Here is a 25,198-nt window from a genome sequence, read left to right on the forward strand (position 1 = left end):
AGCCGCCGCCGCCCGATCCTGCCACGGGCGGCGGCACCCTGCCTATTGGGTTCAGTTCCCCTGTTTCCAGGTGGCGATCAGTTTGTCGTAGTCGAGGGTTTCGGGCTTGCCGCGCTCGTCGGCCAGCTTCGGCGCGGGCGCGCCCGGCTGGTCGTACCAGTACTGCGCGGGCTGCTCCGGGTTCAGCTTCGGCGCGCAGTTGCCGCCGTAGCCGCGCCGCTCCAGCCGGGACAGGATGTCGTCCTGCTGCTTGGCCAGGTTGTCCATCGACTGCTGGGCGGTCGTCTCACCGGTCACCGCGGTGGCCACGTTCTGCCACCAAAGCTGCGCGAGCTTGGGGTAGTCCGGCACGTTCGTCCCGGTCGGGGTCCACTGCTTGCGGGCCGGCGAGCCGTAGAACTCGATGAGGCCGCCGTACTTCTTGGAGTTCTCGGCGAAGTAGTCGCTCCTGATGTCGGAGTCGCGGATGAACGTCAGCCCGGCGATCGACTTCTTCAGCGACACCGTCTTCGACGTGACGAACTGCGCGTACAGCCAGGCCGCCGCCCTGCGGTCCTTCGGCGTGTTCTTCAGCAGCGTCCAGGCGCCGGCGTCCTGGTAGCCGAGCTTGTTGCCCTCTTTCCAGTACGCGCCGTGCGGGCTCGGCGCGATGCGCCACTTCGGCGTGCCGTCACCGTTGACGACCGGCAGCCCCGGCTTGGTCATGTCGGCCGTGAACGAGGTGTACCAGAAGACCTGCTGGGCGATGTGACCCTGCGCGGGGACCGGGCCCGCCTCGCTGAAGTTCATGCCCGCCGCCTCCTTGGGGGCGTACTTCTTCAGCCAGTCCACGTACTTGGTCAGCGAGTAGACCGCCGCGGGGCCATTGGTGTCGCCGCCGCGGGTGACCGACGAACCGACCGGGCGGCAGTTCTCCACCCTGATGCCCCAGTCGTCCACCGGCAGGCCGTTGGGGATGCCCGGGTCGCCGTTGCCCGCCATGGACAGCCAGGAGTCGGTGAAGCGCCAGCCCAGCGACGGGTCCTTGCGGCCGTAGTCCATGTGGCCGTAGACCTTCTTGCCGTCGATGGTGCCGTTGCCGTTGACCTTGTTGGTGAAGAAGTCGGCGATGTCCTCGTAGGCGGCCCAGTTGACCGGGACGCCGAGGTCGTAGCCGTAGGCGTCCTTGAACTGCTTCTTGATCTTCTCGTCGGTGAACCAGTCGTAGCGGAACCAGTAGAGGTTGGCGAACTGCTGGTCGGGGAGTTGGTAGACCTTCTTGTCCGGGCCGGTGGTGAAGCTGATGCCGATGAAGTCGTTCAGGTCGAGGGTGGGCGAGGTGACGCTCCTGCCCTCTCCTGCCATGTAGTCGGACAGGGGGAAGACGTAGTCGCCGCGCGAGTGGGTGCCGATGAGGTCGGAGTCGTTGACGTAGGCGTCGTAGATGTTCTGGTCGCCCTGGATCTGGGTCTGGAGCTTCTCGATGACGTCACCCTCCTGGATCAGATCATGCTTGATCTTGATCCCGGTGATCTCGGTGAACGCCTTGGCGAGCTTGCGCGACTCGTACTCGTGGGTGGTGATCGTCTCGGACACCACGTTGATCTGCATGCCCCGGTACGGCGCCGCGGCCTTCATGAACCAGTCCATCTCCGCGAGCTGCTGGTCCTTCTGCAACGTGCTCGGTGTGAACTCCTCCGACACCCACCGCTGCGCCGCCGCCTTGCCGTCGGCCTCCCTGAAGTCGCTCGTGGGCTTCTCCTCGCCCTGCGCGCAACCGGCTGTTATCAGGACGAACGCGGTCAGCACCGCCGCCGCGGATCTGCCTGCCCGATGACTCATGGCCTGGCTCCTCCTCTGTTAGCCCCATATCCCGATCACGACCGCCACCAGCAGCGCGCAGGCCAGCGCGAGCCACATGGACAGGTCGGAGACAGCGATCCAGCCGGCCAGCACGACGGCCGCGCTGATCAGGCCGATGTACAGCCGGTCCCCCCGATCGGTTTCGATGCGCAGGAACCCGCGCCTGGCCACGGGAGGGGAGATGCGGGCCCAGACCGCCATGACGACCAGCAGCAGGGCGAGCCCGATGAACACCAGGGCCGTGGGCAGGGTCCAGACCATCCACGCGAACACGGCTACACCCTCCCCAACGCGAAGCCCTTGGCGATGTAGTTGCGGACGAACCAGATGACGATCGCGCCGGGGACGATCGTGAGCACGCCCGCCGTGGCCAGCAGGCCCCAGTCGACGCCGGCCGCGCTGACCGTCCGGGTCATCGTCGCGGCTATCGGCTTGGCGTTGACCGAGGTGATCGTCCTGGCGATCAAAAGCTCGACCCAGCTGAACATGAAGCAGAAGAACGCGGTCACGCCGAGCGCGGAGCGGATCATCGGCAGGAATATCTTGACGAAGAACCGGGGCAGCGAATAACCGTCGATCGCGGCGGTCTCGTCGATTTCCCTGGGGATTCCCGACATGAATCCCTCGAGTATCCAGACCGCGAGCGGGACGTTGAAAAGCATGTGCGCTATCGCCACGCCGAGATGGGTGTCGAAGAGGCCCACGCTCTGATAAATCTGGAAAAAAGGCAGCAGGAACACCGCGGGCGGCGCCATACGGTTCGTCAGCAGCCAGAAGAACAGATGTTTGTCGCCCGCGAAACGGAACCTGGAGAACGCGTAGGCCGCGGGCAGCGCCACGACGAGCGACATCACGGCGTTCATCGAGGTGTAGATGATGGAGTTCAGATAGCTCGAATACCAGGAGGCGTCGGTGAAGAAGGTGGCGTAGTTCTCGAAGGTCACCCGCTGCGGGATGAGCGAGAAGCTTCCGAGGATGTCCTCGTTCGGCCGGATCGACATGCCGAACATCCACAGCAGCGGCAGCATGAGCGTGGCCACGTACAGCCAGAAGACCGTGCGTGCCCAGGGCAGGCGGCGTCCCATGGCGTTACCTCCCCGACCTGGTCAGCACGGTGAAGAAGACGTAACAGAGGATCTGCACGATCAGGAAGTAGATGAGCGAGAACGCCCCGGCGGGGCCCACGTCGAACTGGCCGACGGCGATCTTCGACAGCAGGATGCTGAGGAACGACGTCGCGTTGCCGGGACCGCCGCCCGTCACCACGAACGGCTCGGTGTAGATCATGAAGCTGTCCATGAACCTGAGCAGGATCGCGATCGTCAGCACCCCGCGCAGCCTGGGCAGTTGGATGTGGCGGAAGGTGGCCCAGCCGGAGGCGCCGTCGATCTGCGCCGCCTGGAAGTAGGGCTCGGGGATCGAGCGCAGCCCCGCGTAGGCCAGCAGCGCCACCAGCGGCGTCCAGTGCCACACGTCCATGACCAGGATCGTGATCCAGGCGTCGGTCGAGTCGAGCGTGTAGTTGAAGCCGATGCCCAGCACGTTGTTGATCGTCCAGCCGCCGAGCCCGATGTCGGCGCGGGCGAAGATCTGCCAGATCGTGCCCACCACGTTCCACGGGATGAGCAGCGGCAGCGCGACCAGCACCAGCGCCACCGACACCCAGAACCCGCGGCGCGGCATCGCCACCGCGATCGCCACCCCGAGCGGGATCTCCACCAGCAGCACCTGCGCCGAGAACAGCAGCGTCCGCAGGAACGCCTCGCGGTTCTCCGGCCTGCGCAGGGCCTCGTAGAACCAGTCCAGGCCGACGAAGACCCGGTCGGTGGGGCTGAAGACGTCCTGGACGCTGAAGTTGACCACGGTCATCAGCGGGATCACGGCCGTGAACGCCACCGACACGACCACCGGCAGGACCAGCCACCAGGCCCGGTTGTCCTTGCGTTTCAGCTCGGGGCGCGGCTCCTCCTTGGGCTCGGCGGGCGCGGTCGTGACGACCTCGCCGCCCACCTGGCTGCCCGCGGTCATCGGGGGCTCCTTCCGTTCAGCGGCGCCAGCGAGCCGCACCTGACCTGGTCGCGGAAGAGGAAGGTCCGTTCGGCGGGGAAGTGCAGGAACGCGGCCGTGTCCGGCCGGTGGGGCGAGCCCGCCTCGGTCTTGGCGATGATCGGGTGCTCGCCGACCCTGGCGTGCACGAGGTCGTAGGCGCCCATCCGGTCGACGCCCGTGACCTGGGCGGCCACGCCGGGCGAGGTGGGCTCGCCGGTGATCCGGACGAACTCCGGGCGCACCCCGATCCGCACGGCCCCGGCGGGCAGGTCGCCCGTGACCTGCCCGACCTCCGCGGGGCCGACCCGGACGACGTCGCCGACGACCTCGGCGGGCAGCATGTTCATGCCGGGCGAGCCGATGAAGTGCCCGACGAACTCGTGCGCGGGCGACAGGAACAGCTCGGCCGGCTCGCCGGTCTGCACGATCGCCCCGTCGTTGAGCACGACGACCTCGTCGGCGAACGTCAGCGCCTCCGTCTGGTCATGCGTGACGTAGACCAGCGTGTGTCCCGTGTCGCGGTGGATCTCCTTGAGTTTGCTGCGCAGCGTCCACTTCAGCGCCGGGTCCACCACGGTCAGCGGCTCGTCCAGCAGGACCGCCGCCACCTGGGAGCGCACCAGGCCGCGGCCGAGGCTGACGATCTGCTGGCGGCCCGGGTCCAGGCGGCGTGACCTGCGGCGCAGGACGGGGTCGAGGCCGAGGAGCTCGGAGACCTGGCGGACGCGCCGGTCGATCTCGGCTTTCGGAAATTTCCGGTTTCGCAGGGGGAAGGCGAGGTTGTCGTAGACCGACATCTCCTCATACAGGACGGGGAACTGGAAGACCTGGGCGATGTTCCGGCCCGCTGTCGGCACGTCGGTCACGTCGCGGTCGTCGAAGAAGATCCGGCCCACCGTGGGCGTGAGCAGGCCGGAGATGATGTTCAGCAGCGTCGTCTTGCCGCAGCCGCTCGGGCCGAGCAGCGCGTACGCCCGTGAGCCGCGCCAGGTCCACGTCGTCGGCTTGAGCGCCCACGTCTGGCCCCCGTCGTAGCTGTGGCCCACGCCTTCGAGCCGAATGTCAGCCATGCAGGTCGACCTCCGCGGCGCTGGTGGCGAGCAGGCGTCCCCCGGCCTCGTCGAAGACGAAGACGTGCGCGGGGTCCACGTAGGCGAGCGTGGATTCGCCCGGCGTGAAGAGCTGGGTGCCGGGCAGGTGGGCGACCAGGTGGCGGCCACCTTCCAGCAGAAGGTGCAGGAACGTCTCGCTGCCCGTGACCTCCGCCAGCCTGATCTCCGCCGGCAGTTCGAGCGCGCCCGGCCCGCCCCGGGCGATGGTGACCTGGTGGGGGCGGACGGCCAGCATGACGTTGCGGCCCGTGGCGTGCGCGCGGGGCGCGGGGAAGGAGGTGCCCAGGCACTCGATCCGGCCGTCGCGGACCACGGCGGGCAACAGGTTGATGGGCGGGTCGCTGAGCGTGGCGGCCACGGCCAGCGACGGCGGGTGGGCGTACATGTCCGCGACGTCGCCGACGTGCTGGACCCTGCCCTCGCCGAGGACCACGGTCGGCGCCGCGAACGTCAGCGCCTCGTTGGGGTCGGCCGTCGAGTACAGGACCACGCCGGAGGAGGCGGCGAACATGTTCTTGAGGTCGGCGCGGAGTTGTTCGCGCAGTTTGAAGTCCAGGTTGGCCAGGGGCTCGTCGAGCAGCAGCACGTCCACGGGACGGGCCAGCGCGCGGGCGATGGCGGTGCGCTGCTGCTGGCCGCCCGACAGCTCGCCGGGCCTGCGGCCGAGCAGTTCGGCGATGCCCATGAGCTCGGCGACCTCGCGGACCCTGCGGTCGATGTCCGCGCGGCCGAACGCCGGGTCCAGGCGGAGCGGGGAGGCGATGTTCTCGTAGACGGTCAGCGACGGGTAATTGATGAATTGCTGATAGACGAAGGCGACCGAGCGCTTTCGTACGGAAATGCGGGTGACGTCTTTTCCGTCGACCAGCACGCGGCCGGAATCCGGTGGTAGCAGTCCGGCGGCGACGCGCATCAGTGTCGTTTTTCCGGCGGTCATCGGGCCGACGACCGTGGTCATTCCATTCGATAATTCCAGGCGAATGTCGTCGAGCCAGGTCTCCCCACGTCGCCGTACGAAGACGCCATCGAGAATCAGCGTCACTGTGCCGGTCCTCTCTACTTCTCCTACATCTCTAACATGATCTCCAACTGTGTGCAAAGAGGGTATGTGTGGTACGTGATAAAAATGTGGCCGCTGATTCGGCGATTATCCGATGCCGAGAGGGCGGTGAATGGCCGGGCCTATCGCCGCGGCGACTTCTTGCCTGGTCATCGCGGTTAATGGGGGAATGCCAGGACATAGCGGCATAGGGCGATCCCGAGCACCTGCGCCGAGATCGCCCCTACGGGAGGATCGAGTCCACGTAGCCGCCGTCCACGCGCAGCGCCCCGCCGGTCGTCGCCGAGGCGAAGGACGAGCTCAGGTAGACGACCATGTTCGCGATCTCCTCCGGCTCGATCAGGCGCCGCAGCAGCGACTGCGGGCGGTGCTCGCGCATGAACACCCGCTGCGCCTCCTCCCACGGCAGGTTCTTGTCCACGAGCTGGTACACGAAGTCCTCGACGCCCGCGGTGCGCGTCGGCCCCGCGATCACCGAGTTGACCGTCACCCCGCTGCCCGCCGCCTCCTTGGCGAACCCCCTGGAGACCCGCCCGGCGCCGCGACCAGGCCCCCGGCGGCGGCGCTCTCGATACGCGCCATGGCCGCCGCCACGGAATGGTCGCTGCGCCCGTTGACGCCGACGCTGGCCCCCGCCCGCGCCAGCCCGGTGGCGATGGCCTCCCCGATGCCCTGAGCGGAGCCGGTGACCAGCGCGGTCTTGCCGCTGAGATCGATGCGCACGATGTTCTCCCCCTTGTCCGCCATTCTCCGTGATCAGACTGCCGCAGGTGGCACCGGGGTCCGTAGGCTGTGGGTGGCGGAGGAAGGGGAGTGGGTGCACCGGGTCGTCCTGTGGGTCGTCGTGGCGGTCGCCTTCGTGGTGAGTCTGGTCGTACCTGACCGTTCTGAGCAGGACAGGCAGGATGAGTGCCGGGCGCGGGACGGGCGGGTGACGGCGCCGTACCCGATCACCGGCTACTGGGTCATCCCCCGGGCGGATCCGTGCGTGACACGGGGGATGGTCGAGGCGATCCACGCGATCGGGGGCGACACGCTCATCACGTTCGGGCCCAGGTTCAGCGTGGGAGTGGAGCCCGAGCTCGCCGGCTGCGCCGTGGACGGCCTGCCGTGCGCCGAGGTGGCGGGCAAGCGGATCCGGCAGGTCTACAGCTACGTGACCAGCGAGGAGTTCGGGCCGGGGCTGCTGCGGTGTCCGGGGACGGACCGGCGGATCGAGGGCGAAGGGCGCACCTACTACCGCCTTTCGCTGGCCGAGTCCTGCCAGGCGCCAGAACAGGATCTCGTGCTCGTCGCCACCGACGGCGACGGCGTGGCCAACCTGATGACGGAGGCGGCCGCGTACGGGATGAAGGTCTTCCCCGGGCTGCCTGCCGCGCCGCAGCGGCCGGACAAGACGTGGGAGCCCGACCTCGCGCACACCGCCGCACTGAACGCTTTCACCGCGCGGGTGCTGGCCGACTACAAGGCGCGCTTCGGCGGGTCGGCGGCCTTCGGCGGGGTGTACCAGTCGTTCGAGCTGGCCATGCGGGCGCGGGCGGACGACGATCCGATCATCTCGCTGTACGCGGCCCAGCACGCCGTGGTCGTCGCCGCGCTGCCCGGCAAGAAGATCCTGGTCAGCCCGTACATCGACGCGCGGCGCGGGCGCGGGTTCCCGCCCGATCAGCTCCGGGAGGGGATGGCGGACATCGCGGGCACGCGAGCCGGGGCGCCCATGGCCATCGCCGTCCAGGACGGGCGGGGCACGGGGAAGGTGCCCGTGTACGGGGTTCACGAGCGGGAGGCCAGGGTCGAGGCCCGGCTGGTGCCCGTCGTCGGCGACCTCAGCTACGGGCAGGCCTACTACGGGTCCACGCGCGACTACATCGAGACGGCGGCGCGGCAGGCGCCCGACGGGGTGGAGCTGTGGGTGAACGTGGAGGCGTTCGAGCCGACCCCGGCCCCCGGGGAGTGCGGGCGGGTCGATCCGCTGCCGTTACGCGGACGGCCCACCAAGAGCCGGCTCGATCGGCAGGTGATGGCGACGGGGCCGTACGGCTCGAAGATCATCTCGTACGGGTGGGAGCCGTTCTTCACCTGCCAGGCCCGCTACGACACGCCCTCGCTCGCCGACGACATCGCCGGCGCCTGGCAGCAGCCGATCATCGTCAACGCCGTCAGGAAGGACGTGGACGGGCGGCCCGGGCTGCTCGTCGAGGGCTACCACCTGCGCGGCGGCACGTTCCGCTTCGACCCGCAGGGGGCGGTGGTCCGGCAGGAGCGCTACGAGCGGCGGGGGCGGCTGGAATCGGCCTGGGTTCCGTACACACCGCCGGGGACGACCTCGCTCACCGCCACGAACGAGGCCGGGCAGACCAGCGCCGCTCCGTACGTGTTCTGAGCGGTACTCGGCGATGGGTGTCATCACCGGTGACCCGGCCGAGCGGATCCTTGCCCACGCCCCGCACGCCACGCCCACCACATCAGCGCCCCTGTCAGCGCCAGAAGCAGCCAGGGCACGATGTTCGCCCGCACCCCGTCCACCAGCCACTCGCGGGCGCCGGGAGGCTGACCGGCCTGCCGGGCCGGGAGGTAGGCCAGAGACAGCACACTCACCCTGGCCGTCATGAAGGCGGCAAGGCCCGGCTGGAAGGCCAGTGCCAGCAGTGCGAAGGCCAATCCGTCATACCAGGGCAGAGCGTACGCCGAGGAGAACAGCCAGGCGACGACCACCGCCACGGCCACCTCGGCAGCCTGTGGCGCCCTGTGCTGAGCGCGGGAGAAGGCGCGCAGCAACAGCACGACCAAGACGGCCATCAACAGCAGTGACCCCACCTGGATCCATACCGTGTACGCGCCTGGCCCGAAGGCGTGCTGCAGCCCTCTTTTCATCAGGCTCCACGGCACCGCCAGCGACACCCTGCGGCCGGCGGCGCCGACCTGGTTGAGTACCTGCGGCCCGGCCACCGCGTAGGCGATCCCGGCGACCGCGACCGCGCAGGCGGTGACGATGGCCAGCGAACGGGGTGAACGGCGCAGTTCCCAGGCCGGGCCGAGCGCCACCAGCCCTGCGGTCGCCTTGACGCCGACCCCGATCCCCAGGAGCAGCCCCGATGCGGCATGCCGTCCGGCCGCGCCGCACACCAGGGCGGCCACCATGCACGCGATGGCCAGGGTGTCGACGTGCATGCCTGCGGACAGGTGATAGATCATCAGCGGGTTGGCGGCCCACAGCAGCGCCACCTGCCGCTGCCGTGCGTCGTCACCCGCCGCACTCCGGAACAGCAACAGGCCCGTGACGGCGTACGCGGCCGCGTTGACCGCCGCGAGCACGAACACGATCAACCGTACGGAGTCGCCGCCCACCACTGCCGCCAGCGCCTGCACCGCGGTGGCCACCGGCCCGTAGACGCTGGTGACGCCCCTCCACTCCTCCACCGCCCCCGCGACCGGGTCGCCCCCGAGCTGTTCCGGGGGGACCGTATAGGGATCGTGTCCGAGCACGGCCAGCCGTCCATAGGCGGCGTAGTTGAGATGATCGGCCGAACCCGACGGCGGCAGGAAGGCCAGCACCACCACGGCGGCGATCCCAGCACCCACCCACAGATCGGCTCGGAACGTCCATCCGCGCGCCAGAGCCGCGAACCCGGCGGCCAACCCGGCACCACCCAGCACGATCGCCGCCGCGCCAAGCGCGATCACCAGATACCCCCCGGGGCGGGTGGTGAGCGAGAACGGCGGTTGCCACGACGGACCCGGCAAGGTCGGCACCATCGCGGACGGGCCCAGCACCCCGAGCAGGATGGTCAGCAGCACCGAAGCCGCGATCCCGGCCGTCGCCGCCCATCCCAGGAACCTGATCTTTCCGGAGTCGCGTGTCACTCTGGAATTTCAGCACACGACACGGCGACACCCGGCTCCGGCGTCGACAAAAAGATAAATGCGCCATTATGTCTGGCCTTTTCCGAATATTGCAGCCTTGGTCCGAAGCGCCACTGGGTAGCGAAAGGTGAACCGAGTCAAGACTTGAAAACCTGGCCGGAGTGTCGAGAATCTAAATGAGCGTTCCCGAAGGAATTCAAGGAATCTATGGTGAAAATAGGCTCAAACCTGGCACGCGCTGGCACGGCAGTCGTCCTTGTCGCCTCCTTCATGCCTGCGACACCAGCCGACTCGGCGGCGGGTTCGCAGTCTCCTTGTACGATTACTGTCGCAACACCCGCCTACAGCCGTGGCTCGATCACCGGCAAGGCATCCATTTCCTGTCAGTACAAGGACATGTACGAAATTCACATCTGGCTGGAGAAGGATGGCGGCGGCGGAGAACACGAAAAAAGGCTGTGCGTTGGCGTCTCGTGTTCCGTAAGTGTTTCCCGTCCCAACCAGCCGGGTGCGCAGAGATGGTGTGCCAGGGCCTATTACGAGTACGGCGATCCCGCCCTGCCGAGCGCGTTCACACCAAGAAAATGCCGTACATGGTGAGTGCACGCGGGCGCGCGCTGACCATGATGGCCCGCCGCGACAGCGCCCTCGCCGAGGAACTCCCCTGGCTCACGTGGCTGCCCGAGCGCAAGGGCGCGGGGCCGGAAACTGTCGGTCGGCCCCGTTAGTTTTCGATCATCCCCCGAACGATGGAGGTTTGGTCGATGTACCGACAGGGTGACATCCTGATCGTGCCCGTGCCCGAGGAGTCCGCGCCCCGCACGATGCGGCCAGAGCCGAGGGACGCGCGCGGGCGGCTGGTGCTGGCGCTTGGCGAGGCCACCGGGCACTGCCACGCGATCCCCGGCCCCGGCACGCTCTGCGGCGGTTTCCTGCACCTGCCGGAAGGCGGCAGGCTCGTGCACGAGGAGCACGACGCGATCTCCCTCCCCAAGGGCTGGTACCGCGTGGTCCGGCAGCGCGAGTACGTGCCCGGCTCCTACCGGGTGGTGGCTGACTGATGACGACCTTGACGTGGGAGCGGCTCGCCGTCGCCACCGGACAGAGCGATGACGATCCCGAGGCCGCCGTCCGCCAGGCCTACCGTGAGGCCGGGCTGGCCGAGCCCGAGCACGTCATCGTGCTGGCCTCGCCCCTGGCAGGAGCCGTGGCGGCGTCCTGGCTGACCGGCGACGACGAGCACCGCGGGAGCTTGGAAGCCGACTACCTCCAGCGCCTGGAAAGAGCCGGATTCGCCCCCGGCGGGCTCCCGGGTTCGGGCGCCGGCGTGGCCGGGCCTGCGGCGGGCGGCGATGGTGTTTCCGGACGAGGGCTGGAGTTCGAGGGCGAAGGGGTTGCCTCCGATGGTGCGCTGGTGTTCCGGATGCTGCGAGGGCTCGGTGAGCCGGGGCGGTCGGTACGGGAGGCGGTCCGTACGGCTCCATGGGAGCGAGCCAGGTCGGCCGCCTACGCCGAGCTGGGCCCCACCGGCTGGGCGGCGCTGTGGGAGGAGACCGGCGGGCGGCTGTGGCCGCAGGTGAACCGGCTCGTCACCGACATCCGCCGGGGCATCGACGAGTTCGGCGGCGAGGAACTGCGCCAGATGACGCTCGACGCCGTCCTGGGCCAGCACGACGCCCCGTGGCTGTCGGCGTTCGACGGGCTCGACGGGCTCAAGCGGGTGGCCGAGCGGGCGGGTTGGTGGTGGCCGTACGAGCGGGTGGCCATCGTCACGAGACGTCCGATCGAGGTGCACCTCGACGACCTCGGCCGGCTGCATCGCGCGGACGGACCGGCGCTGGCCTTCGCCGACGGCTTCGCGCTGCACGCCTGGCACGGCATGCCCGTCCCCGCCGACTTCGAGGCCACGATGGCCGGGCTCACCCCCGAGCGCATCCGCGCCGAGGAGAACGCCGAGCTGCGCCGCGCCATGATGGAGCACTTCGGCCTCGACCGCTACCTGGTCGAGTCGGGCGCGAAGCCGGTGCACACCGACGAGACCGGCGTGTTGTGGCGGGTGGAGCTGGCCGACGACGAGCCGCTGGCCATGGTGGAGGTCGTCAACTCCACGCCCGAGCCCGACGGCACCAGCCGCACCTACTTCCTGAGAGTGCCGCCGTGGGTCGAGCGGGCCAGGGAGGGCGTCGCGTGGACGTTCGGGGTGCAGGAGGAGGAGTACCAGCCCGAACGCGAGACCTGACCGCGGTCTCAGCCGGATCTGATCGGAGTTCGACTCGAATCCGAGTCACGCCGGTACTACTGGGGTACCGTTTTGGTATGACCGAGAAGAGAGCGATCAGCCTGCCTGACGAGGATGCCGCCTGGCTTGATGAAAAGGTGAGGGCCGGAGAGGTTCCTTCCTTCTCCGCCGGCCTTGCCGAGCTGGTCACGGCCGCCCGCCGGCGGGAAGCGTGGTTGACTCGCGAAGCGGAAGCATTCGGCGAACCCTTGCCCGACAACCCGGAACGCGAGGACTACTGGGCGGCCCGGTTGCGGCGTTCCTCTGCCGAACTCCTGGACGAGAACGGGCACAACGCCGCATGACCGAGCTTGTCGAGGTCATCAATAGGCAAGGAATCATGAGGCCGACGAAGGAGGCCGCATGATTCGCGGTCGCGTCCTGCACACTCCCGCCGTGGCCGGATACCTCGGAGGAGACAAGGACATTCGTCTCCTGTTCGCGGCCGCCGCCCGCGAGATGGTCACTCTTGTCCTGCCCTCCGCGGTGCTGGCCACGGCCACGAGCAGCCACCCTGAGCTGTATCTGCAACGGCTGTCCGCCCGAGTCGAGGCACTGCTGACCAACCCCGCCATCGTCGTCGATCACCTTGTCGACCGGGGTGGTGACGGGGAACGCGCCATCCGCTCGGGCTTTCTGATGAGCGCCCTCGGGCTCACCCTCGAAGACGCCCAGACCGCAGATTTGGCCCTCAATCGGTCCGCTCCCGTGCTCACCACCCGGGATGGCGCCGCCATGCTCGCGAAGATCGAGCCCCGGCTACCGTTCGATCTGATCGGCTGACAGAACTCATCGAGGCGGAGACGGCGTCCCTGGCCAGGTCGCGGGGATGCGTTCCAGGATCCCGCCGGCGAAGACGTCGTAGAGGCCGAGCGGTTCCAGGTGGACATATCCGATATGGCAGTCGCAGGCCGTTGCGGGGCAGGGGCGCGGGCGCAGCGCCTCGCGGTACGAGCCGTCGTACAGGTTGCCCAGTTCCTCCGGGATGAAGTGGCAGCGCCGTACCGTGCCGTCGCCGTTCACCGAGATCACGCTGTCGCCGGTGCGGCAGGCCAGTCCCGCGCTGCGATGCGCGAACCGGCTGTAGTGGAAGTGCGGGTCGATCGACGACCACTCGGCCGCCTCGTCGTCGGTGTAGAGGCGGCCCTCCTCGGCGTTGACCCACAGGTACGTTTCCGCGGGCAGGTCGGCCCGCAGTCGCCGGGCGTGCGGCAGGTGCGTGGGGTCGCCCACGATGCCGACGCTGTGGCGTACAGGAAGTGAGCGGATCTTCTTCAGGAAGCGGTCATAACGGACCTGCGTCGGGTGGTAGGTCACCCAGAGCGCGGCCCGGTCCGACGCCTCGGAGAGCCAGTCCGTACGGCAGCTCAGGTTGGTCTGGATGGCGACCCTGGCGACGTTCGGCAGCCAGGACAGCCCCACGAGCGCGCGACGGTACCACGACCTGACCAGGCCCTCGCCCCACGGCGTGAACAGCACCGACACCTGGAACGGCTGTTCGGCCACCCACCCGGCGAAGCGCTCCAGCGCCGCCCGGTCGGCGCGCAACTGCTCCGGCGTGTCGCGGCGCTTGGCGAACGGGCAGTAGGCGCAGTCGTAGTCGCAGCTCGCGAGGGGTCCGCGGTAGAGGATGGTCAGCATGCCGCGTACGCGTCCATGAGCCGCCTGACCTCGGGAGAGAACAGGGCGGGCCCGATCGCGTCGGAGTGGGCCAGCCCTTCGGCGGTCAGCCTGACCGTGGCGGCATCCACCAGCAGCCGGCCGTCGAAGGCGTCGAGGGCGAAGTCGGCCAGTACGTCGGTGCCGAACCGCTGCAGGTACAGCTCGCGCGATAGCCCCTCGGCCTGCAGCAGCGACTGGATGAGGTGGCGTCGTTTGCGCTCGTCGATCGAGAGCGCGAACCCCACGTTGGCCACGTCGAACTCCGTCCTGCCCACGTAGTCGTCGATGATCGCGCGTACGTGCCGTGCGCCGACCGCGTACTCGAAGGAGTAGTGCAGTTCGCTCGTGTACGACCGCGCGCCGCACCCCAGCCCCACCATGCCGTCGGTCTGGCAGCAGTACTCCGTGGCCGTGGACGATCCGGGCAACCGGAACATCCGCATGGAAACCTGCTCGTACCCGGCCGCCACCAGCCGGTCGCGGCCCGCCCGGTAGAGCTCGAGTCGCTGGTCGTCCCAGGCCCGTCCCTGCTTGCCCAGCCCGGTCAGCGGCCTGACGTAGAGCGGGTACAGGAACAGCTCCTCGGGCCGCCAGGCGAGCGCGGCCTCGATCGAGTACAGCCAGGACTCGACCGTCTGCCCGTCGATGCCGTAGATCAGGTCGATGTTGAGCACGGGCACGCCGGCCGTCCTGATCGTGTCGAGCGCGGCGTCCACCTCGGCGCGGTTCTGCGGGCGTACGGCCGAGCGGGCCTCGGCGTCGATGAAGCTCTGCACGCCGATCGAGACCCGCGTGGCGCCCCGCTCGACCAGCACGGACAGCCGGTCGGACGTGGCGGTGGCGGGGGAGGTCTCAACCGATAACGGGATCTGCTCGAATTCGGCGCCCATCACGCGCTCGGTCAGGTCGAACAGCCGGGTCAGCTCGCGGGCGCTGAGGTAGGTCGGCGTGCCGCCGCCGAAGGCCGCCGTGGTGAAGCCGGTCTCGCCCAGGGCCGCACGCACCTGGACGGCCTGGCGTTCGAGCGCGTCGAGGTAGGACGTGACCAGCTCCTCGGGGGCACCGGTGCGGGTGAACAGGTTGCAGAAGCCGCAGCGCATCTCGCAGAACGGGATGTGCACGTACAGCGCGCCCGGCCGCTCCTCGGCCCAGACGTCCTTGAGCCGTGGACGCGGGTCGAGCGGCCGGTAGGCGGTTTTGTGGGGATAGGCGTAGACGTAACCCTCATACGGCCGCATGGCGCTCCAGGAGAAACTCGGTGTAGGGGACCGTCCAGACCACCTCGTGGCCGATCCGGTGGCCGACGTGCCCGCCCTCGCCGTACGCCGTGCCATGGTCGGAACAGACGATCACCAGGCACGGACGGCGCATGAGGGCGTAGAGCCGCCCGATGTGCCGGTCCACGTAACGCAGGGCCGCCGCATGGCTCTCCAGGGAGTCGCCGCCGGCGCGGGGCAGGTAGAAGTGGTTGGGCTGGTGCAGGGCCGAGACGTTCACGAACAGGAAAACCGGCTCGCGACGGTCGCGCAACACCTCGGCGGCGCGGTCGATCTGGCGTTCCAGGGACGCGGGGTTCGTCACGCCGAACTCCGGCTCCCAGTGGCTCTCGGCGAACAGGCCCGGCAGCGCGGACCCGAGCGGCGTCAGCTTGTTGAAGAAGCCGACGCCGCCGACGCACACCGTGTGGTAGCCGGCACGCGCCAGGCCGGTGGGCAGGTCGGGCGCGTCGAACACCCAGGTGCCCTCCGCCGTGGTCTCGCTGCCGGGGAAGGTGGCCGCGAACAGCCTCGGATGCGGCCCCGGCGTCACCGGGGTGGGCAGGAACCCGGCGAACATGGCGGCGTGGGCGGCGTAGGTGAAGCTTCCCGGGCTGTGGCGCCGCTCCCAGCGGGCACCGGGTGGCAGCAGGTTGGGCAGCAGGTCGGCGTCGGCCAGCGCGGTCGCGACGTCGTAGCGGAGGGTGTCGAGGGTGACCATGAGGATGTCGTGGGTGCCCACGATGTCATTCATGTTCAGAGCACTGTTCGTGTTCGGCGTGCCGTCCGTGTTCAGGGTGCTGTTCGGGCTCATCGGACGCCTGCCAGGATCGCGTGGACCTGTTCGGCGTACGTGTCACGCCCGTTTCCTGAAATATCCGGCAAACCGGGGAGCAGGTCGCCAAACGCGTTCACCTCCGCCACCGCCACCGACCGCCCATCGCTCCCCACCATCACATCGACCCCCAAAGCCAGACTCCGCGGAAAACAGCCGGCCACCCGCGTGCACACCTCCAGCACCCGCTCCCACAACGCGGGCCGCGACCGCACCAGCTCCAGATCGCCGCGCGCGCCCCCGAGATGCAGGTTCGTCATCGGGGTACGGCTCATCCGCACCACCGCATGCGTCGGCGCCCCCGCCACGGTCACCACCCGCAGGTCGAACACCCGGTCACCGGCGGACGCCTTCGGAAACCACCGCTCGACGTGCAGCCCGTCACCGGCCAGGAAGTCCACGACCCGCCGCACGTCCTCGTGAGAGGTGTAGGTACGCACGCGCAGCGAGTTGCACAACACGCCCTCGTCCGTCCAGGCTGCCGACGTGACCGCCTTGACGCGCTCGCCGGCCGTCTGCAACGCGATCACCCCAGACGCCGACGAGCCATGCGCCGGCTTGACGAACACCCTGGCCCAGCTCCGGCGCTCCATCTCCGCACGCAGCTCGGCGTAGGAACCGATCTCGAACGCGGGCGGCACCGGAACCCCGGCCGCCGACAGCACGGCGTGGCAGCGCCGCTTGTCGAACATCACCCCGATCTCCCCGACGTCCCCCAGCAGCCGCACGCCGGGGATCACGGCCACCCGCTCCAACCCGGCCGTGAACGCCTTGTACCAGGCCGCGCCCCCGCCGACCCGGGCAGGATCGCCGGGCCCGCGCAGCAACGCGTCGGCCTCGGCGTCCTCACCCGGCGAGTCGACGCGCAACAGCGCACCCTCGGGCGCGCCGATCTCCCGCCCGGCCAGCACGTCCCGCCAAGGGATCACATGCGGCTCGGGAAGCCCGCGCGCGACCACGGCGTCGCGAAACATCGAAACCCGACGATCACCGGGCGTCCCGACAACGGCGAAGCGCATCGTCACTCGCTCACCGCCACGTAACGCCAGTCGTCGTCGGTCTTCCGCTGGTTGGTCAGGATCAGCTCCACGTCGGGCAGGGCGTCGGTGAGGCGGGTCATCGTGGTGTCGCTGAGGTAGTGGTGGCTGAGGTCGAGTCGGCGCAGGTGGGTGAGGGGCTGGCCGGTGAGCAGGGATTCCGCGCCGGCGTCGGTGAGCGAGCCCATCGACAGGCTCAGGGATTCGAGCCTGGCGACGATCGGCGCGCCGGCTACGGCGGCGGCGATGTCGTCCTGGAAGTCGGCGTTCTGCAGGCGCAGGTGGAGCAGGGACGGGAGCCGGTCGCCGCTCATGATGGGCGCGAGGTCGGCGGCCGTCGCGTCGCCGCCGTATTCGGCGATGCCGAACCAGAGCTCCAGGAACTCCAGCGCGGGCAGGTCGCCGGCCGCCACACCCCGGACCACCGCGCTGGGCAGGCCGCCGGTCTCGATCCGGAGCGTACGCAGCGACTCGTGCCGCACGGGCTGCAGGACCAGGCCGGAGCCGCCGCGCACCTCCAGGTGTTCGAGCTTGGGGAACGCCTCCAGAAGCGATGTGAGGTCGGACTGCTGGATCCAGGAGATCTCGGCCTCCTCCGGCGGGATCGCGCCGAAGAAGAGCGAGCGCAGCGCGGGCAGCCGGGCGGCCTCGGCCGACAGTCGCTGGACGACGATCTCGGAGTCGTTGTCGGTGCACTCCCAGTTGCCGACGACGATGGCGGTCACCTTGGTGGTGTCGACGTGGTCGAAGAACCAGTCGAGAACCTCGCGGATGTCGTCGCTCGGGGCGTCGTCGTCCCATTCGGTCGCGTGCAGCCGCCACGCCACCGCTCCGGCCTTCGACTGCGTCCCGTCCTCCTCCGACAACGGGACGGTGGTCACCGGCAGCCCGGCGTACTCCTCGTCGTAACGCTCGTGGTGGGACGGCTGGTCCCGGAAGTCGATCACGTTCATTCGCTCACCGCCACGTAACGCCAGTCGCCCTCGGCCTTGTCCTGGTCGGAAAGGATCAGCTCCACGTCGGGTAGGGCGTCGGTGAGGCGGGTCATCATGGCGTCGCTGAGGTAGCTGCGACTGAGGTCGAGCCGGCGCAGATGGGTGAGGGGCTGGCCGGTGAGCAGGGATTCCGCTCCGGTGTCGGTGAGTGAGCCCATGGACAGGCTGAGTGATTCGAGCCTTGCGACGATCGGCGCGGTGGCCAGGGCGGCGGCGATGTCGTCCTGGAACTCGCCGTTCTGCAGTCGCAGGTGGCGCAGGGACGGGAGCCGGTCGCCGCTCATGATGGGGGCGAGGTCGGCGGCCGTGGCGTTGCCGCCGTAGGTGGCGGCGCCGAACCACAGTTCGAGGAGTTCCAGCGCGGGCAGGTCGCTGTCCGCCACGGCCCTGACCACTCTGTCGGAGAGGGCGCCGGTTTCGATGCGGAACGTGCGCAGTGACTCGTGCCGGACGGGCTGCATGAACAGGTCGGTGCCGCCGCGTGCTTCCAGGCGTTCAAGCTTGGGGAACGCCTCCAGCAATTCCGTGATGTCGCCCTGCTGGATCCAGGTGATCATGCATTCGTCCGGCGTGATCGCCCCGAAGAAGAGCGAGCGTAGCGCGGGCAGTTTGTCGGCGTTCTCGACCAGCTGATCGATGATGTCCTGTGGGTCGGTGTCGTAGCACGACTCCCACTCGCCGACGACGATGGCCGTGACCTTCGTGGTGTCGACATGCTCGAAGAACCAGCCGAAAGCCGCGTCGACCTTCTCGTTGCCCTCGTCGTCTTCGTCCGGGCCGCCCTCGTCCGGGGCGTCGTCCTCGTCGTCCCAGTCGTTCATCTCGAACCGCCAGGCCACCGAGCCGGCCTCCGGCGGCGGCCCCGACTCCTCCGGCCAGGGGACAGGGGCCACCGGCAGCCCGGCGTACTCCCCGTCGTAACGCTCCCAGCGGGAGGGCTGGTGCCGGAAATCGATCGTGCTGTTCATTCGCTCACCGCCACATATCGCCATTCGTCGTTCTTGCGTTGATTGGTCAGGATCAGCTCAACATCGGGCAGGGCGTCGGTGAGGCGGGTCATCAGGGCGTCGCTGAGGAAGTGGTGATTGAGGCTGAGCCGGCGCAGGTGGGTGAGGGGCTGGCCGCTGAGCAGTGATTCTGCGCCGGTGTCGGTGAGCACGCCCATGGACAGATTCAGCGATTCGAGCCTGGCGACGATCGGCGCGCCGGCTACGGCGGCGGCGATGTCGTCCTGGAATTCGGCGTTCTGCAGGCGCAGGTGGTGCAGCGCGGGCAGGCGGTCGCCGCTCATGATGGGGGCCAGGTCGGCGGCCGTCGCGTCTCCGCCGTACCCGTTGACGCCGAACCACAGCTCCAGGAGTTCCAGCGCGGGCAGGTCACTGACTGCCACACTGCGGACCACCGTGCTGGGCAGGCCCCCGGTCTCGATCCGAAGGACGCGCAGCGACTCGTGTCGTACGGGTCGCAGGGCCAGGCCCTCGCCGCCGCGCACTTCCAGGCGTTCGAGCCTGGGGAACGCCTCCAGCAGCATGGTGAGGTCGGACTGCTGGATCCAGGAGATCTCGGCCTCCTCCGGCGGGATCGCGCCGAAGAAGAGCGAGCGCAGCGCGGGCAGCCGGGCGGCCTCGGCCGACAGCCGCTGGACGACGATCTGGGAGTCGATGTCGGTGCACTCCCCCCAGTTGCCGACGACGACGGCGGTCACCTGGGTGGTGTCGACGTGGTCGAAGAACCAGTTGAGAACCTCGTCGATGAAGCTTGGGACGTCGTCATCCCATACGGAGGCGTGCAGCCGCCACGCCGCCGCCCCGGCCTCCGGGTGCGGCCCGTCCTCTTCCTCCCAGAGGACGTGGGCCACGGGCAGCCCTGCGTACTCCTGGTCGTAACGCTCGTGGTGAGACGGCTGGTGCCGGTAGTCGATCATGTTCATTCCTCCACCGCCACGTAGGGCGCCCCATGCTCGGACAGGTCGACTTCGACCCCGGCCAGGGCCTCGGTCAGCCGGCGCATCATGGCGTCGGAGAGGTCGTGGTGGTGCAGGTCGAGTTGGCGTAGGTGGGTGAGGGGCTGGCCGGTGAGCAGCGCCTCGGCTCCGGCGTCGGTGAGCCCGCCCATGGACAGGGCGAGCGTTTCCAGCCTGGCCACGATCGGGGCGGTGGCCACGGCGGCGGCGATGTCGTCCTGGAATTCGGCGTTCTGCAGCCCCAGATGGCGCAGCGCGGGCAGCCGGTCGCCCCGCAGGATCGGCTCGAGATCGGACACCGTGGTGCTGCCGCCGTAGTCCTCGACGCCGAACCAGAGCTCCAAGTCCTCCAGTGCGGCCAGGTCGCCGGCGGCCACGGCCCTGGTCACCGCGCCGTGGAGGCCCCCGGTTTCGATTCGGAGGACGCGCAGGGACTCGTGTCGTACGGGGGTCAGGGCCAAGCCGGTGCCGCCGCGCACGTCGAGGCGTTCGAGCTGGGGGAACGCCTGGAGCAGCGGTGTGATGTCGGACTGCTGGATCCAGGAGATCTCGGACTCCTCCCGATCGATATCGCCCAGGCAGAGCGAGCGCAGCGCGGGCAGCCGCTCGGCCTCGCCGCTCAGCCGCTCGATGACACCCTTGGAGCTCTCGCTGGGGTCACCCCATGGGCCGATGACGATCGCGGTGACGAGGGAGGTGTCGGCGCGCTCGAAGAAGGCGTCTAAGACCTGCCCGATCGGTTTCGGTGGGCGCGACCAGGGGGTCGCGCTGATCCGCCAGGCGACCGTGGCGCTGTCGGACAGCCACGAGTCGTCGGGCAACTCACGTACCTCGATCGTCGGCAGCCCGGCGTAGTGGCGGCGGTAGTCGATGGTGCTCATTCGCTCACCGCCACGTAATGCCAGGTCTCGCCGTCGTACTCGTCCGGCTCCTCCTGTTCGGACAGGTCGACCTCGACGCCGGGCAGGGCCTCGGTCAGCCGTCGCATCATGGCGTCGGAGAGGAAGTGGTGGTGCAGGTCGAGTCGGCGCAGGTGGGTGAGGGGCTGACCGCTGAGCAGTGATTCGGCGCCGGTGTCGGTGAGCACGCCCATGGACAGGCTCAGCGATTCGAGCCTGGCGATGATCGGCGCGATGGCCACGGCGGCGGCGATGTCGTCCTGGCCCTCGCTGTCCTGCAGCCCCAGATGGCGCAGCGCGGGCAGGCGGTCGCCGCGCAGGATCGGGTCGAGGTCGGAGATCGTGGTGGTGCCGCCGTACTCCTCGACGCCGAGCCAGAGCTCCAGGTGTTCGAGCGCGGGCAGGTCACTGGCGGCCACGCCTCGGGTCACCGCGCCGTCGAGGCCGCCGGTCTCGACGCGGAGCGTGCGCAGCGATTCGTGCCGTACGGGGCTCAGGGCCAGGCCGGCGCCGCCGCATACGTCGAGGCGTTCGAGTTTGGGGAAGGCTTCCAGCAGCGGTGTGATGTCGGACTGCTGGATCCAGGAGATCTCGGTCTCGTCCAGGGAGATCGAGCCCAGGTAGAGCGAGCGCAGCGCGGGCAGCCGCTCAGCCTCGCTGATCAGCCGGTCGATGACGACCTTGGAGCTCTCGTCGTTGGGCCCCGTCCACGGGCCGATGACGATCGCGGTGACGCGGGAGGTGTCGGCGCGCTCGAAGAAGGCGTCGAAGATCTCGCCGATCGGCCGCGGCATGGTCGTCCAGTGGATCGCGCTGATCCGCCAGGCGACCGCGGCGCTGTCGGGCGGCCACCCGCCGTCGGACAGCTCGTGCACCTCGGTCGTCGGCAGCCCGGCGTAGTGGCCGAAGCCTTCGTCGTTATCGGTCATGGGGGAGGTCCTAGGTCGGGCGGGTTGATGCGTCCTGTCCTACCAGAACCTTCCGACACTTCGATCACTCGAAGAGCGTGCGTCCCCAGTAGTCTCCCGCGTCCCGCACGCCGGGCGGGCAGGCGAACAGTCCGCTGGAGACGTGCTTGATGTACTCGTTGAGCGGGTCGTCCTTGGCCAGGCTCAGCTGCACCGGCACGAACTGCTTGCGCGGATCGCGCTGGTAGGCGATGAAGAACAGCCCCGCGTCCAGTCGGCCGAGCCCGTCGGAGCCGTCCACGAAGTTGTAGCCTCTGCGCAGCAGATGGGCGTTGCCGTGGAAACTCGGGTGGGCCAGTCGTACGTGCGCGTCGGCCGCGATCGCCGGCTTGCCGTCGGGCCCGACGGCGTCGAAGTCGAGAGTGTCGAACTCCTTCTTCCCGTGCAGCGGCGCGCCCTCGCCCTTGTTCCTGCCGAAGATCTGCTCCTGCTCGGCCAGCGATGTGCGGTCCCAGGTCTCGACCGTCATGCGGATCTTCCTGGTCACCAGGTAGCTGCCGCCCGCCATCCAGGCCGCCCCGTCTTCCCGGGCCGCCCAGAGCTGTTCGCGCAGCAGGTCGGTGTCCTCCAGCTTGAGGTTGGCGGTGCCGTCCTTGAAGCCCATGAGGTTGCGCGGGGTGGCCTGGGCGCGGGAGGTGGAGGAGGTACGGCCGAAGCCGAGTTGCGACCACCGTACGGAGACCTTGCCGAAGCCGATCCTGGCCAGGTTGCGGATGGCGTGCACGGCGACCTGGGGGTCGTGCGCGCAGGCCTGCACGCAGAGGTCGCCGCCCGAGATCTCCGGGATGAGCTGCTCCCCGGGGAACTTCGGCAGGTCGGCGAGGGCCGGTGGACGCTTGCCCGCCAGCCCGAACCTGTCGTCGAACAGCGACCCCCCGAACCCGACCGTCAGCGTCAACCCGGAGGCGGGCAGTCCGAGCGCCTCGCCGGTGTCGTCGGGCGCGGCCTCGGGTGCCCCGCCCACCGCGCCGAACGGCCCGGCCTGCTCGCCCTGCGTCAGCCGCGCCGCTGCGGCCGTCCACTCCTGCAGCAGTTCCGCCAGTTCGGCCCGCTTGTCCGTGGTGACGTCGAAGGACACGAAGTGCAGCCGGTCCTGCGAGGGCGTGACGATGCCCGCCTGGTGCTCGCCGTAGAAGGGGAACGGGTCGGCGGTCGAGGCGGCGTGCGCGACGGGCGGCTCGTCGAACAGCGTGTTCGCGGCCACGACGCCCGCACCGACCGCCGCGGCGCCCGCCGCGCCCAGCCCGAGCAGTCCGCGCCGGCTCATCCTGGCAGCCATGGTCGCCACCCCCTCACTTCGCGACAACCGGCGCGATCTTGGAGATCGGCTCCGCGAGCGCGTTGATCGAGTCGGACAGCGTCTTCAGTTCGGCCTTGGACAGCTCGTCGTGCGGCTTCCAGCCGTCCCCCTCCTGGTGGACGTCGAGCGCCCCCTCGGCCGCCGTGAACTTCTCGTCCAGCGTCTTGACCAGGTCGGGAGCGCGTTCCTCCAGCACCGGCCTGAGCGACTGCACGGCCGCCTTGGAGCCTTCGAGGTTGGCGTCGAAGTCCCACAGGTCGGTGTGCGACCAGATGTCCTCCTCGCCGGTGATCTTCCCGGTGGCTACCTCGTCGAGGAGTTCCTTGGCGCCGTTGGCGAGGTTCAGCGGGGTCAGCTCGGCGGCGTTGGACTTGTCCACGATCGTCTTGATGTCGGCGATCAGCTTGTCGGCGATCGGGCCGCTCCCGCTGATGTCCTTGTGGATCCAGAGATCCTTCTCGATCTTGTGGAAGCCGGTCCACTTCTCGCCGTCGGCCAGATCGGCCTCGCGGGCGTCGATGGCGGGGTCGAGGTCGCCGAAGATCTCGGCCACCGGCTCGATGCGCTCCCAGTACGTACGCGCGACCGGGTACAGCGCCTTGGCCTCGTCGATCTTGCCCGACTTGACCGCGTCCACGAACTCCTGCGTCTTGACCAGCAGCGTGTCGCTCTGCGACTTGATGTAGCGCTTGTAGCCGGCGACCGCGTCGGCCAGTTTGGCGTCGGCGGTGAGCGCTTTGTGCTCGCCGGTCACCTTCAGCGCGTTGCGGATGCCCTTGCCGACCATGCCCGGCTTGCAGGCGGTCTCGTACGCGCCCGCCGGCAGCTCGGCGATGAGCTCCCTGGTCAGTCCGGGGACGATGTTCTCCACCTCGGCCATGACCCGGTCTCCCGGGGCGTAGACGTAGAACTCGGTCACCTTGCTGCCGCCGTTCGTGATCGCGAACGTCGTGGTGCCGGCGGCGACCTCGGCGGCGGCGACCTTGCACGCGGTGTCGGAGGCCGCGACGGCGACCTTGCCGGGGGCGGCGGACCCGGCGGGCGCGGCGGTGTTGCCCGAGCCGCAGGCGGCCAGCGTCGCCAGGGTGAGCGCGCCGGCGGACAGGCGGATTGCGGTACGCATGGTGCTCCTGTTCAGGCGGCCGAGGGCGCCGGGGTGGACGTGACGCGCTTCGGGCGCAGGAAGAGGAAGAGCGTGGGAACGAGGTAGACGACCCAGGCGACGGCTTCGGCGACGCTCGGCTGCGGGGTGATGTTCAACATGCCCGACAGCAGCGTGCCGTACCAGGAGTCGGCGGGCATGATCGCGCTGATGTCGAAGGCGTAGGTGCTCAGTCCCGGGAGCACGCCGGCTTCCTGCAGGTCGTGGACGCCGTACTTGAAGATCCCCGCGGCCACGAGGATCAGCAGCAGCCCCGTCCAGGTGAAGAACGTGGTCAGGTTGACGCGTACGGCGCTGCGGTAGATACCCCAGCCGATCAGCACGGAGGTGAGCAGCCCCAGGGTGATGCCGATCAGCGGCGCGGCGGTCGCGGTGGCGCCCTGCACGGAGGCGAAGAACAGCAGCGCCGTCTCCAGCCCCTCACGGGCGACGGCCAGGAACGCCATCGCGATCACGGCCGTCGAGCCCACCTCCAGCGCGTCGGAGAGCTTGCCCCGCAGCTCGCCGGAGAGCGCGCGGGCGGCCCTGCGCATCCAGAAGATCATCGCGGTCACGAACACGACGGCGAGTAGCGAGGTGATCGCGTCGAACAGCTCCTGCCCGGTGTGGCCGAGGCGGGCCGCGGTGAACGTCAGCAGCGCCCCGAAGCCCACCGACAGCGCCACGGCCGCGCCGACCCCCGTCCAGACCTGGGGCAGCCGGTCCTTGCGATCGCTTTTGACCAGAAAGGCGACGAGGACCGAGACGACGAGCGCCGCTTCGAGACCTTCGCGCAGTCCGATGAGGTAGCTGGCGAACACCGTCACTCCCGATTGATGAGGAAAGCCTTACCTAAATTAGGGCAGCCGAAGCATACCTGCGCAAGGGGGAGTGAACAGTCTCACCTCGGCAATCAGCCCTTCGTCGCGACCAGCAC

At 69.1% G+C, this 25,198-nt stretch carries 27 protein-coding genes; 6 read left to right on the forward strand and 21 right to left on the reverse strand.

The features are described from left to right. Positions 1-51 precede the first annotated feature (51 nt). The 8 genes from ACFOY2_RS30605 to ACFOY2_RS30640 form a co-directional block, all read right to left on the reverse strand. Positions 52-1,821, reverse strand: coding sequence for an ABC transporter substrate-binding protein (locus ACFOY2_RS30605; RefSeq protein WP_379531562.1), 1,770 nt, complete (start codon positions 1,819-1,821; stop codon positions 52-54). 18 nt (positions 1,822-1,839) lie between these two features. Continuing rightward, entirely contained in the window at positions 1,840-2,115 is a 276-nt protein-coding gene (locus tag ACFOY2_RS30610; protein WP_379531563.1) for a DUF2160 domain-containing protein, read from the reverse strand. Positions 2,116-2,117: 2 nt separating this feature from the next. Continuing rightward, entirely contained in the window at positions 2,118-2,927 is an 810-nt protein-coding gene (locus ACFOY2_RS30615; RefSeq protein WP_449290147.1) for a carbohydrate ABC transporter permease, read from the reverse strand. A 4-nt stretch (positions 2,928-2,931) separates the two neighbouring features. Further along, complete coding sequence (locus ACFOY2_RS30620; RefSeq protein ID WP_357832221.1) at positions 2,932-3,870, reverse strand: carbohydrate ABC transporter permease; 939 nt, start codon at positions 3,868-3,870, stop codon at positions 2,932-2,934. Beyond that, positions 3,867-4,961: an ABC transporter ATP-binding protein gene (locus tag ACFOY2_RS30625; RefSeq protein WP_379531564.1), complete on the reverse strand. Its 1,095-nt coding sequence runs from the start codon at positions 4,959-4,961 to the stop codon at positions 3,867-3,869. Before ACFOY2_RS30625 ends, ACFOY2_RS30620 begins: the two co-directional genes overlap by 4 nt. Next, the gene (locus ACFOY2_RS30630; RefSeq protein ID WP_379531565.1) at positions 4,954-6,045 is read right to left on the reverse strand and encodes an ABC transporter ATP-binding protein; all 1,092 of its coding nucleotides are present in this window, start codon (positions 6,043-6,045) and stop codon (positions 4,954-4,956) included. Before ACFOY2_RS30630 ends, ACFOY2_RS30625 begins: the two co-directional genes overlap by 8 nt. A gap of 241 nt (positions 6,046-6,286) precedes the next feature. Beyond that, entirely contained in the window at positions 6,287-6,553 is a 267-nt protein-coding gene (locus ACFOY2_RS30635) for an SDR family oxidoreductase (RefSeq protein WP_379531566.1), read from the reverse strand. Beyond that, a complete protein-coding gene (locus tag ACFOY2_RS30640; RefSeq protein WP_379531567.1) occupies positions 6,550-6,786 on the reverse strand; it encodes an SDR family NAD(P)-dependent oxidoreductase in 237 nt (78 codons plus the stop codon). The genes ACFOY2_RS30635 and ACFOY2_RS30640 overlap by 4 nt, the downstream gene beginning before the upstream one ends. 94 nt (positions 6,787-6,880) lie before the next feature. On the opposite strand from ACFOY2_RS30640, the gene ACFOY2_RS30645 reads away from it, so the two are divergent. Continuing rightward, positions 6,881-8,446, forward strand: coding sequence for a DUF4434 domain-containing protein (locus ACFOY2_RS30645; RefSeq protein WP_379531568.1), 1,566 nt, complete (start codon positions 6,881-6,883; stop codon positions 8,444-8,446). Positions 8,447-8,469: 23 nt separating this feature from the next. Here ACFOY2_RS30645 and ACFOY2_RS30650 read toward each other — a convergent pair whose 3' ends face one another. Then, positions 8,470-9,927 carry a glycosyltransferase 87 family protein gene (locus ACFOY2_RS30650; protein ID WP_379531569.1) on the reverse strand — a complete coding sequence of 486 codons (1,458 nt, stop codon included), beginning with the start codon at positions 9,925-9,927 and terminating at the stop codon, positions 8,470-8,472. A 593-nt stretch (positions 9,928-10,520) separates the two neighbouring features. Between ACFOY2_RS30650 and ACFOY2_RS30655 the strand changes: the two genes are divergently transcribed. The 5 genes from ACFOY2_RS30655 to ACFOY2_RS30675 all read left to right on the forward strand — a co-directional run bounded on the left by ACFOY2_RS30655 (position 10,521) and on the right by ACFOY2_RS30675 (position 12,988). After that, entirely contained in the window at positions 10,521-10,655 is a 135-nt protein-coding gene (locus ACFOY2_RS30655) for a hypothetical protein (protein WP_379531570.1), read from the forward strand. A gap of 36 nt (positions 10,656-10,691) precedes the next feature. Continuing rightward, complete coding sequence (locus tag ACFOY2_RS30660; RefSeq protein ID WP_379531571.1) at positions 10,692-10,988, forward strand: hypothetical protein; 297 nt, start codon at positions 10,692-10,694, stop codon at positions 10,986-10,988. Further along, positions 10,988-12,166, forward strand: coding sequence for a DUF6745 domain-containing protein (locus ACFOY2_RS30665; RefSeq protein ID WP_379531572.1), 1,179 nt, complete (start codon positions 10,988-10,990; stop codon positions 12,164-12,166). Before ACFOY2_RS30660 ends, ACFOY2_RS30665 begins: the two co-directional genes overlap by 1 nt. 77 nt (positions 12,167-12,243) lie before the next feature. Beyond that, on the forward strand, positions 12,244-12,510 hold the full coding sequence (locus ACFOY2_RS30670) for a hypothetical protein (RefSeq protein ID WP_379531573.1): 267 nt from the start codon (positions 12,244-12,246) through the stop codon (positions 12,508-12,510). A gap of 58 nt (positions 12,511-12,568) precedes the next feature. Then, complete coding sequence (locus ACFOY2_RS30675) at positions 12,569-12,988, forward strand: hypothetical protein (protein ID WP_379531574.1); 420 nt, start codon at positions 12,569-12,571, stop codon at positions 12,986-12,988. A gap of 6 nt (positions 12,989-12,994) precedes the next feature. On the opposite strand, the gene ACFOY2_RS30680 is transcribed toward ACFOY2_RS30675, so the two are convergent. The 12 genes from ACFOY2_RS30680 to efeU all read right to left on the reverse strand — a co-directional run bounded on the left by ACFOY2_RS30680 (position 12,995) and on the right by efeU (position 25,082). Next, positions 12,995-13,846: an STM4011 family radical SAM protein gene (locus ACFOY2_RS30680; protein WP_379531575.1), complete on the reverse strand. Its 852-nt coding sequence runs from the start codon at positions 13,844-13,846 to the stop codon at positions 12,995-12,997. Next, positions 13,840-15,105, reverse strand: coding sequence for an STM4012 family radical SAM protein (locus ACFOY2_RS30685; protein WP_379531576.1), 1,266 nt, complete (start codon positions 15,103-15,105; stop codon positions 13,840-13,842). The genes ACFOY2_RS30680 and ACFOY2_RS30685 overlap by 7 nt, the downstream gene beginning before the upstream one ends. Further along, a complete protein-coding gene (locus ACFOY2_RS30690) occupies positions 15,092-15,877 on the reverse strand; it encodes an STM4013/SEN3800 family hydrolase (RefSeq protein WP_379531577.1) in 786 nt (261 codons plus the stop codon). The genes ACFOY2_RS30685 and ACFOY2_RS30690 overlap by 14 nt, the downstream gene beginning before the upstream one ends. 56 nt (positions 15,878-15,933) lie before the next feature. Then, the gene (locus ACFOY2_RS30695; RefSeq protein ID WP_379531578.1) at positions 15,934-16,977 is read right to left on the reverse strand and encodes an STM4014 family protein; all 1,044 of its coding nucleotides are present in this window, start codon (positions 16,975-16,977) and stop codon (positions 15,934-15,936) included. Between the two features lie 2 nt (positions 16,978-16,979). Further along, positions 16,980-17,948, reverse strand: a complete 969-nt coding sequence (locus ACFOY2_RS30700; RefSeq protein WP_379531579.1) for an STM4015 family protein — start codon at positions 17,946-17,948, stop codon at positions 16,980-16,982. Further along, on the reverse strand, positions 17,945-18,958 hold the full coding sequence (locus tag ACFOY2_RS30705; RefSeq protein WP_379531580.1) for an STM4015 family protein: 1,014 nt from the start codon (positions 18,956-18,958) through the stop codon (positions 17,945-17,947). The genes ACFOY2_RS30700 and ACFOY2_RS30705 overlap by 4 nt, the downstream gene beginning before the upstream one ends. Further along, positions 18,955-19,914 (reverse strand): STM4015 family protein, encoded by a 960-nt coding sequence (locus ACFOY2_RS30710; RefSeq protein WP_379531581.1) that lies wholly within the window; start codon positions 19,912-19,914, stop codon positions 18,955-18,957. The genes ACFOY2_RS30705 and ACFOY2_RS30710 overlap by 4 nt, the downstream gene beginning before the upstream one ends. 2 nt (positions 19,915-19,916) lie before the next feature. Further along, positions 19,917-20,834: an STM4015 family protein gene (locus ACFOY2_RS30715; protein WP_379531582.1), complete on the reverse strand. Its 918-nt coding sequence runs from the start codon at positions 20,832-20,834 to the stop codon at positions 19,917-19,919. Continuing rightward, complete coding sequence (locus ACFOY2_RS30720; RefSeq protein ID WP_379531583.1) at positions 20,831-21,781, reverse strand: STM4015 family protein; 951 nt, start codon at positions 21,779-21,781, stop codon at positions 20,831-20,833. Before ACFOY2_RS30720 ends, ACFOY2_RS30715 begins: the two co-directional genes overlap by 4 nt. A gap of 64 nt (positions 21,782-21,845) precedes the next feature. Further along, positions 21,846-23,099, reverse strand: a complete 1,254-nt coding sequence (gene efeB, locus ACFOY2_RS30725; protein WP_379531584.1) for an iron uptake transporter deferrochelatase/peroxidase subunit — start codon at positions 23,097-23,099, stop codon at positions 21,846-21,848. A gap of 13 nt (positions 23,100-23,112) precedes the next feature. Continuing rightward, positions 23,113-24,243 (reverse strand): iron uptake system protein EfeO, encoded by a 1,131-nt coding sequence (gene efeO, locus ACFOY2_RS30730; protein ID WP_379531585.1) that lies wholly within the window; start codon positions 24,241-24,243, stop codon positions 23,113-23,115. Positions 24,244-24,254: 11 nt separating this feature from the next. Continuing rightward, positions 24,255-25,082, reverse strand: coding sequence for an iron uptake transporter permease EfeU (gene efeU / locus ACFOY2_RS30735; protein WP_379531586.1), 828 nt, complete (start codon positions 25,080-25,082; stop codon positions 24,255-24,257). Between the last annotated feature and the right edge of the window lie 116 nt (positions 25,083-25,198).

Source organism: Nonomuraea purpurea (assembly GCF_042650645.1).
In the GTDB taxonomy this organism is placed as follows: domain Bacteria; phylum Actinomycetota; class Actinomycetes; order Streptosporangiales; family Streptosporangiaceae; genus Nonomuraea; species Nonomuraea purpurea.

Coding starts and splice junctions, on each gene's coding strand:
- ACFOY2_RS30605 (WP_379531562.1), bottom strand. CDS start 1,821: ATGAGTCATCGGGCAGGCAGATCCGCGGCGGCGGTGCTGACCGCGTTC.
- ACFOY2_RS30615 (WP_449290147.1), bottom strand. CDS start 2,927: ATGGGACGCCGCCTGCCCTGGGCACGCACGGTCTTCTGGCTGTACGTG.
- ACFOY2_RS30620 (WP_357832221.1), bottom strand. CDS start 3,870: ATGACCGCGGGCAGCCAGGTGGGCGGCGAGGTCGTCACGACCGCGCCC.
- ACFOY2_RS30625 (WP_379531564.1), bottom strand. CDS start 4,961: ATGGCTGACATTCGGCTCGAAGGCGTGGGCCACAGCTACGACGGGGGC.
- ACFOY2_RS30655 (WP_379531570.1), top strand. CDS start 10,521: ATGGTGAGTGCACGCGGGCGCGCGCTGACCATGATGGCCCGCCGCGAC.
- ACFOY2_RS30660 (WP_379531571.1), top strand. CDS start 10,692: ATGTACCGACAGGGTGACATCCTGATCGTGCCCGTGCCCGAGGAGTCC.
- ACFOY2_RS30665 (WP_379531572.1), top strand. CDS start 10,988: ATGACGACCTTGACGTGGGAGCGGCTCGCCGTCGCCACCGGACAGAGC.
- ACFOY2_RS30670 (WP_379531573.1), top strand. CDS start 12,244: ATGACCGAGAAGAGAGCGATCAGCCTGCCTGACGAGGATGCCGCCTGG.
- ACFOY2_RS30675 (WP_379531574.1), top strand. CDS start 12,569: ATGATTCGCGGTCGCGTCCTGCACACTCCCGCCGTGGCCGGATACCTC.
- ACFOY2_RS30680 (WP_379531575.1), bottom strand. CDS start 13,846: ATGCTGACCATCCTCTACCGCGGACCCCTCGCGAGCTGCGACTACGAC.
- ACFOY2_RS30685 (WP_379531576.1), bottom strand. CDS start 15,105: ATGCGGCCGTATGAGGGTTACGTCTACGCCTATCCCCACAAAACCGCC.
- ACFOY2_RS30690 (WP_379531577.1), bottom strand. CDS start 15,877: ATGAATGACATCGTGGGCACCCACGACATCCTCATGGTCACCCTCGAC.
- ACFOY2_RS30695 (WP_379531578.1), bottom strand. CDS start 16,977: ATGCGCTTCGCCGTTGTCGGGACGCCCGGTGATCGTCGGGTTTCGATG.
- ACFOY2_RS30700 (WP_379531579.1), bottom strand. CDS start 17,948: ATGAACGTGATCGACTTCCGGGACCAGCCGTCCCACCACGAGCGTTAC.
- ACFOY2_RS30705 (WP_379531580.1), bottom strand. CDS start 18,958: ATGAACAGCACGATCGATTTCCGGCACCAGCCCTCCCGCTGGGAGCGT.
- ACFOY2_RS30710 (WP_379531581.1), bottom strand. CDS start 19,914: ATGATCGACTACCGGCACCAGCCGTCTCACCACGAGCGTTACGACCAG.
- ACFOY2_RS30715 (WP_379531582.1), bottom strand. CDS start 20,834: ATGAGCACCATCGACTACCGCCGCCACTACGCCGGGCTGCCGACGATC.
- ACFOY2_RS30720 (WP_379531583.1), bottom strand. CDS start 21,781: ATGACCGATAACGACGAAGGCTTCGGCCACTACGCCGGGCTGCCGACG.
- efeB (WP_379531584.1), bottom strand. CDS start 23,099: ATGGCTGCCAGGATGAGCCGGCGCGGACTGCTCGGGCTGGGCGCGGCG.
- efeO (WP_379531585.1), bottom strand. CDS start 24,243: ATGCGTACCGCAATCCGCCTGTCCGCCGGCGCGCTCACCCTGGCGACG.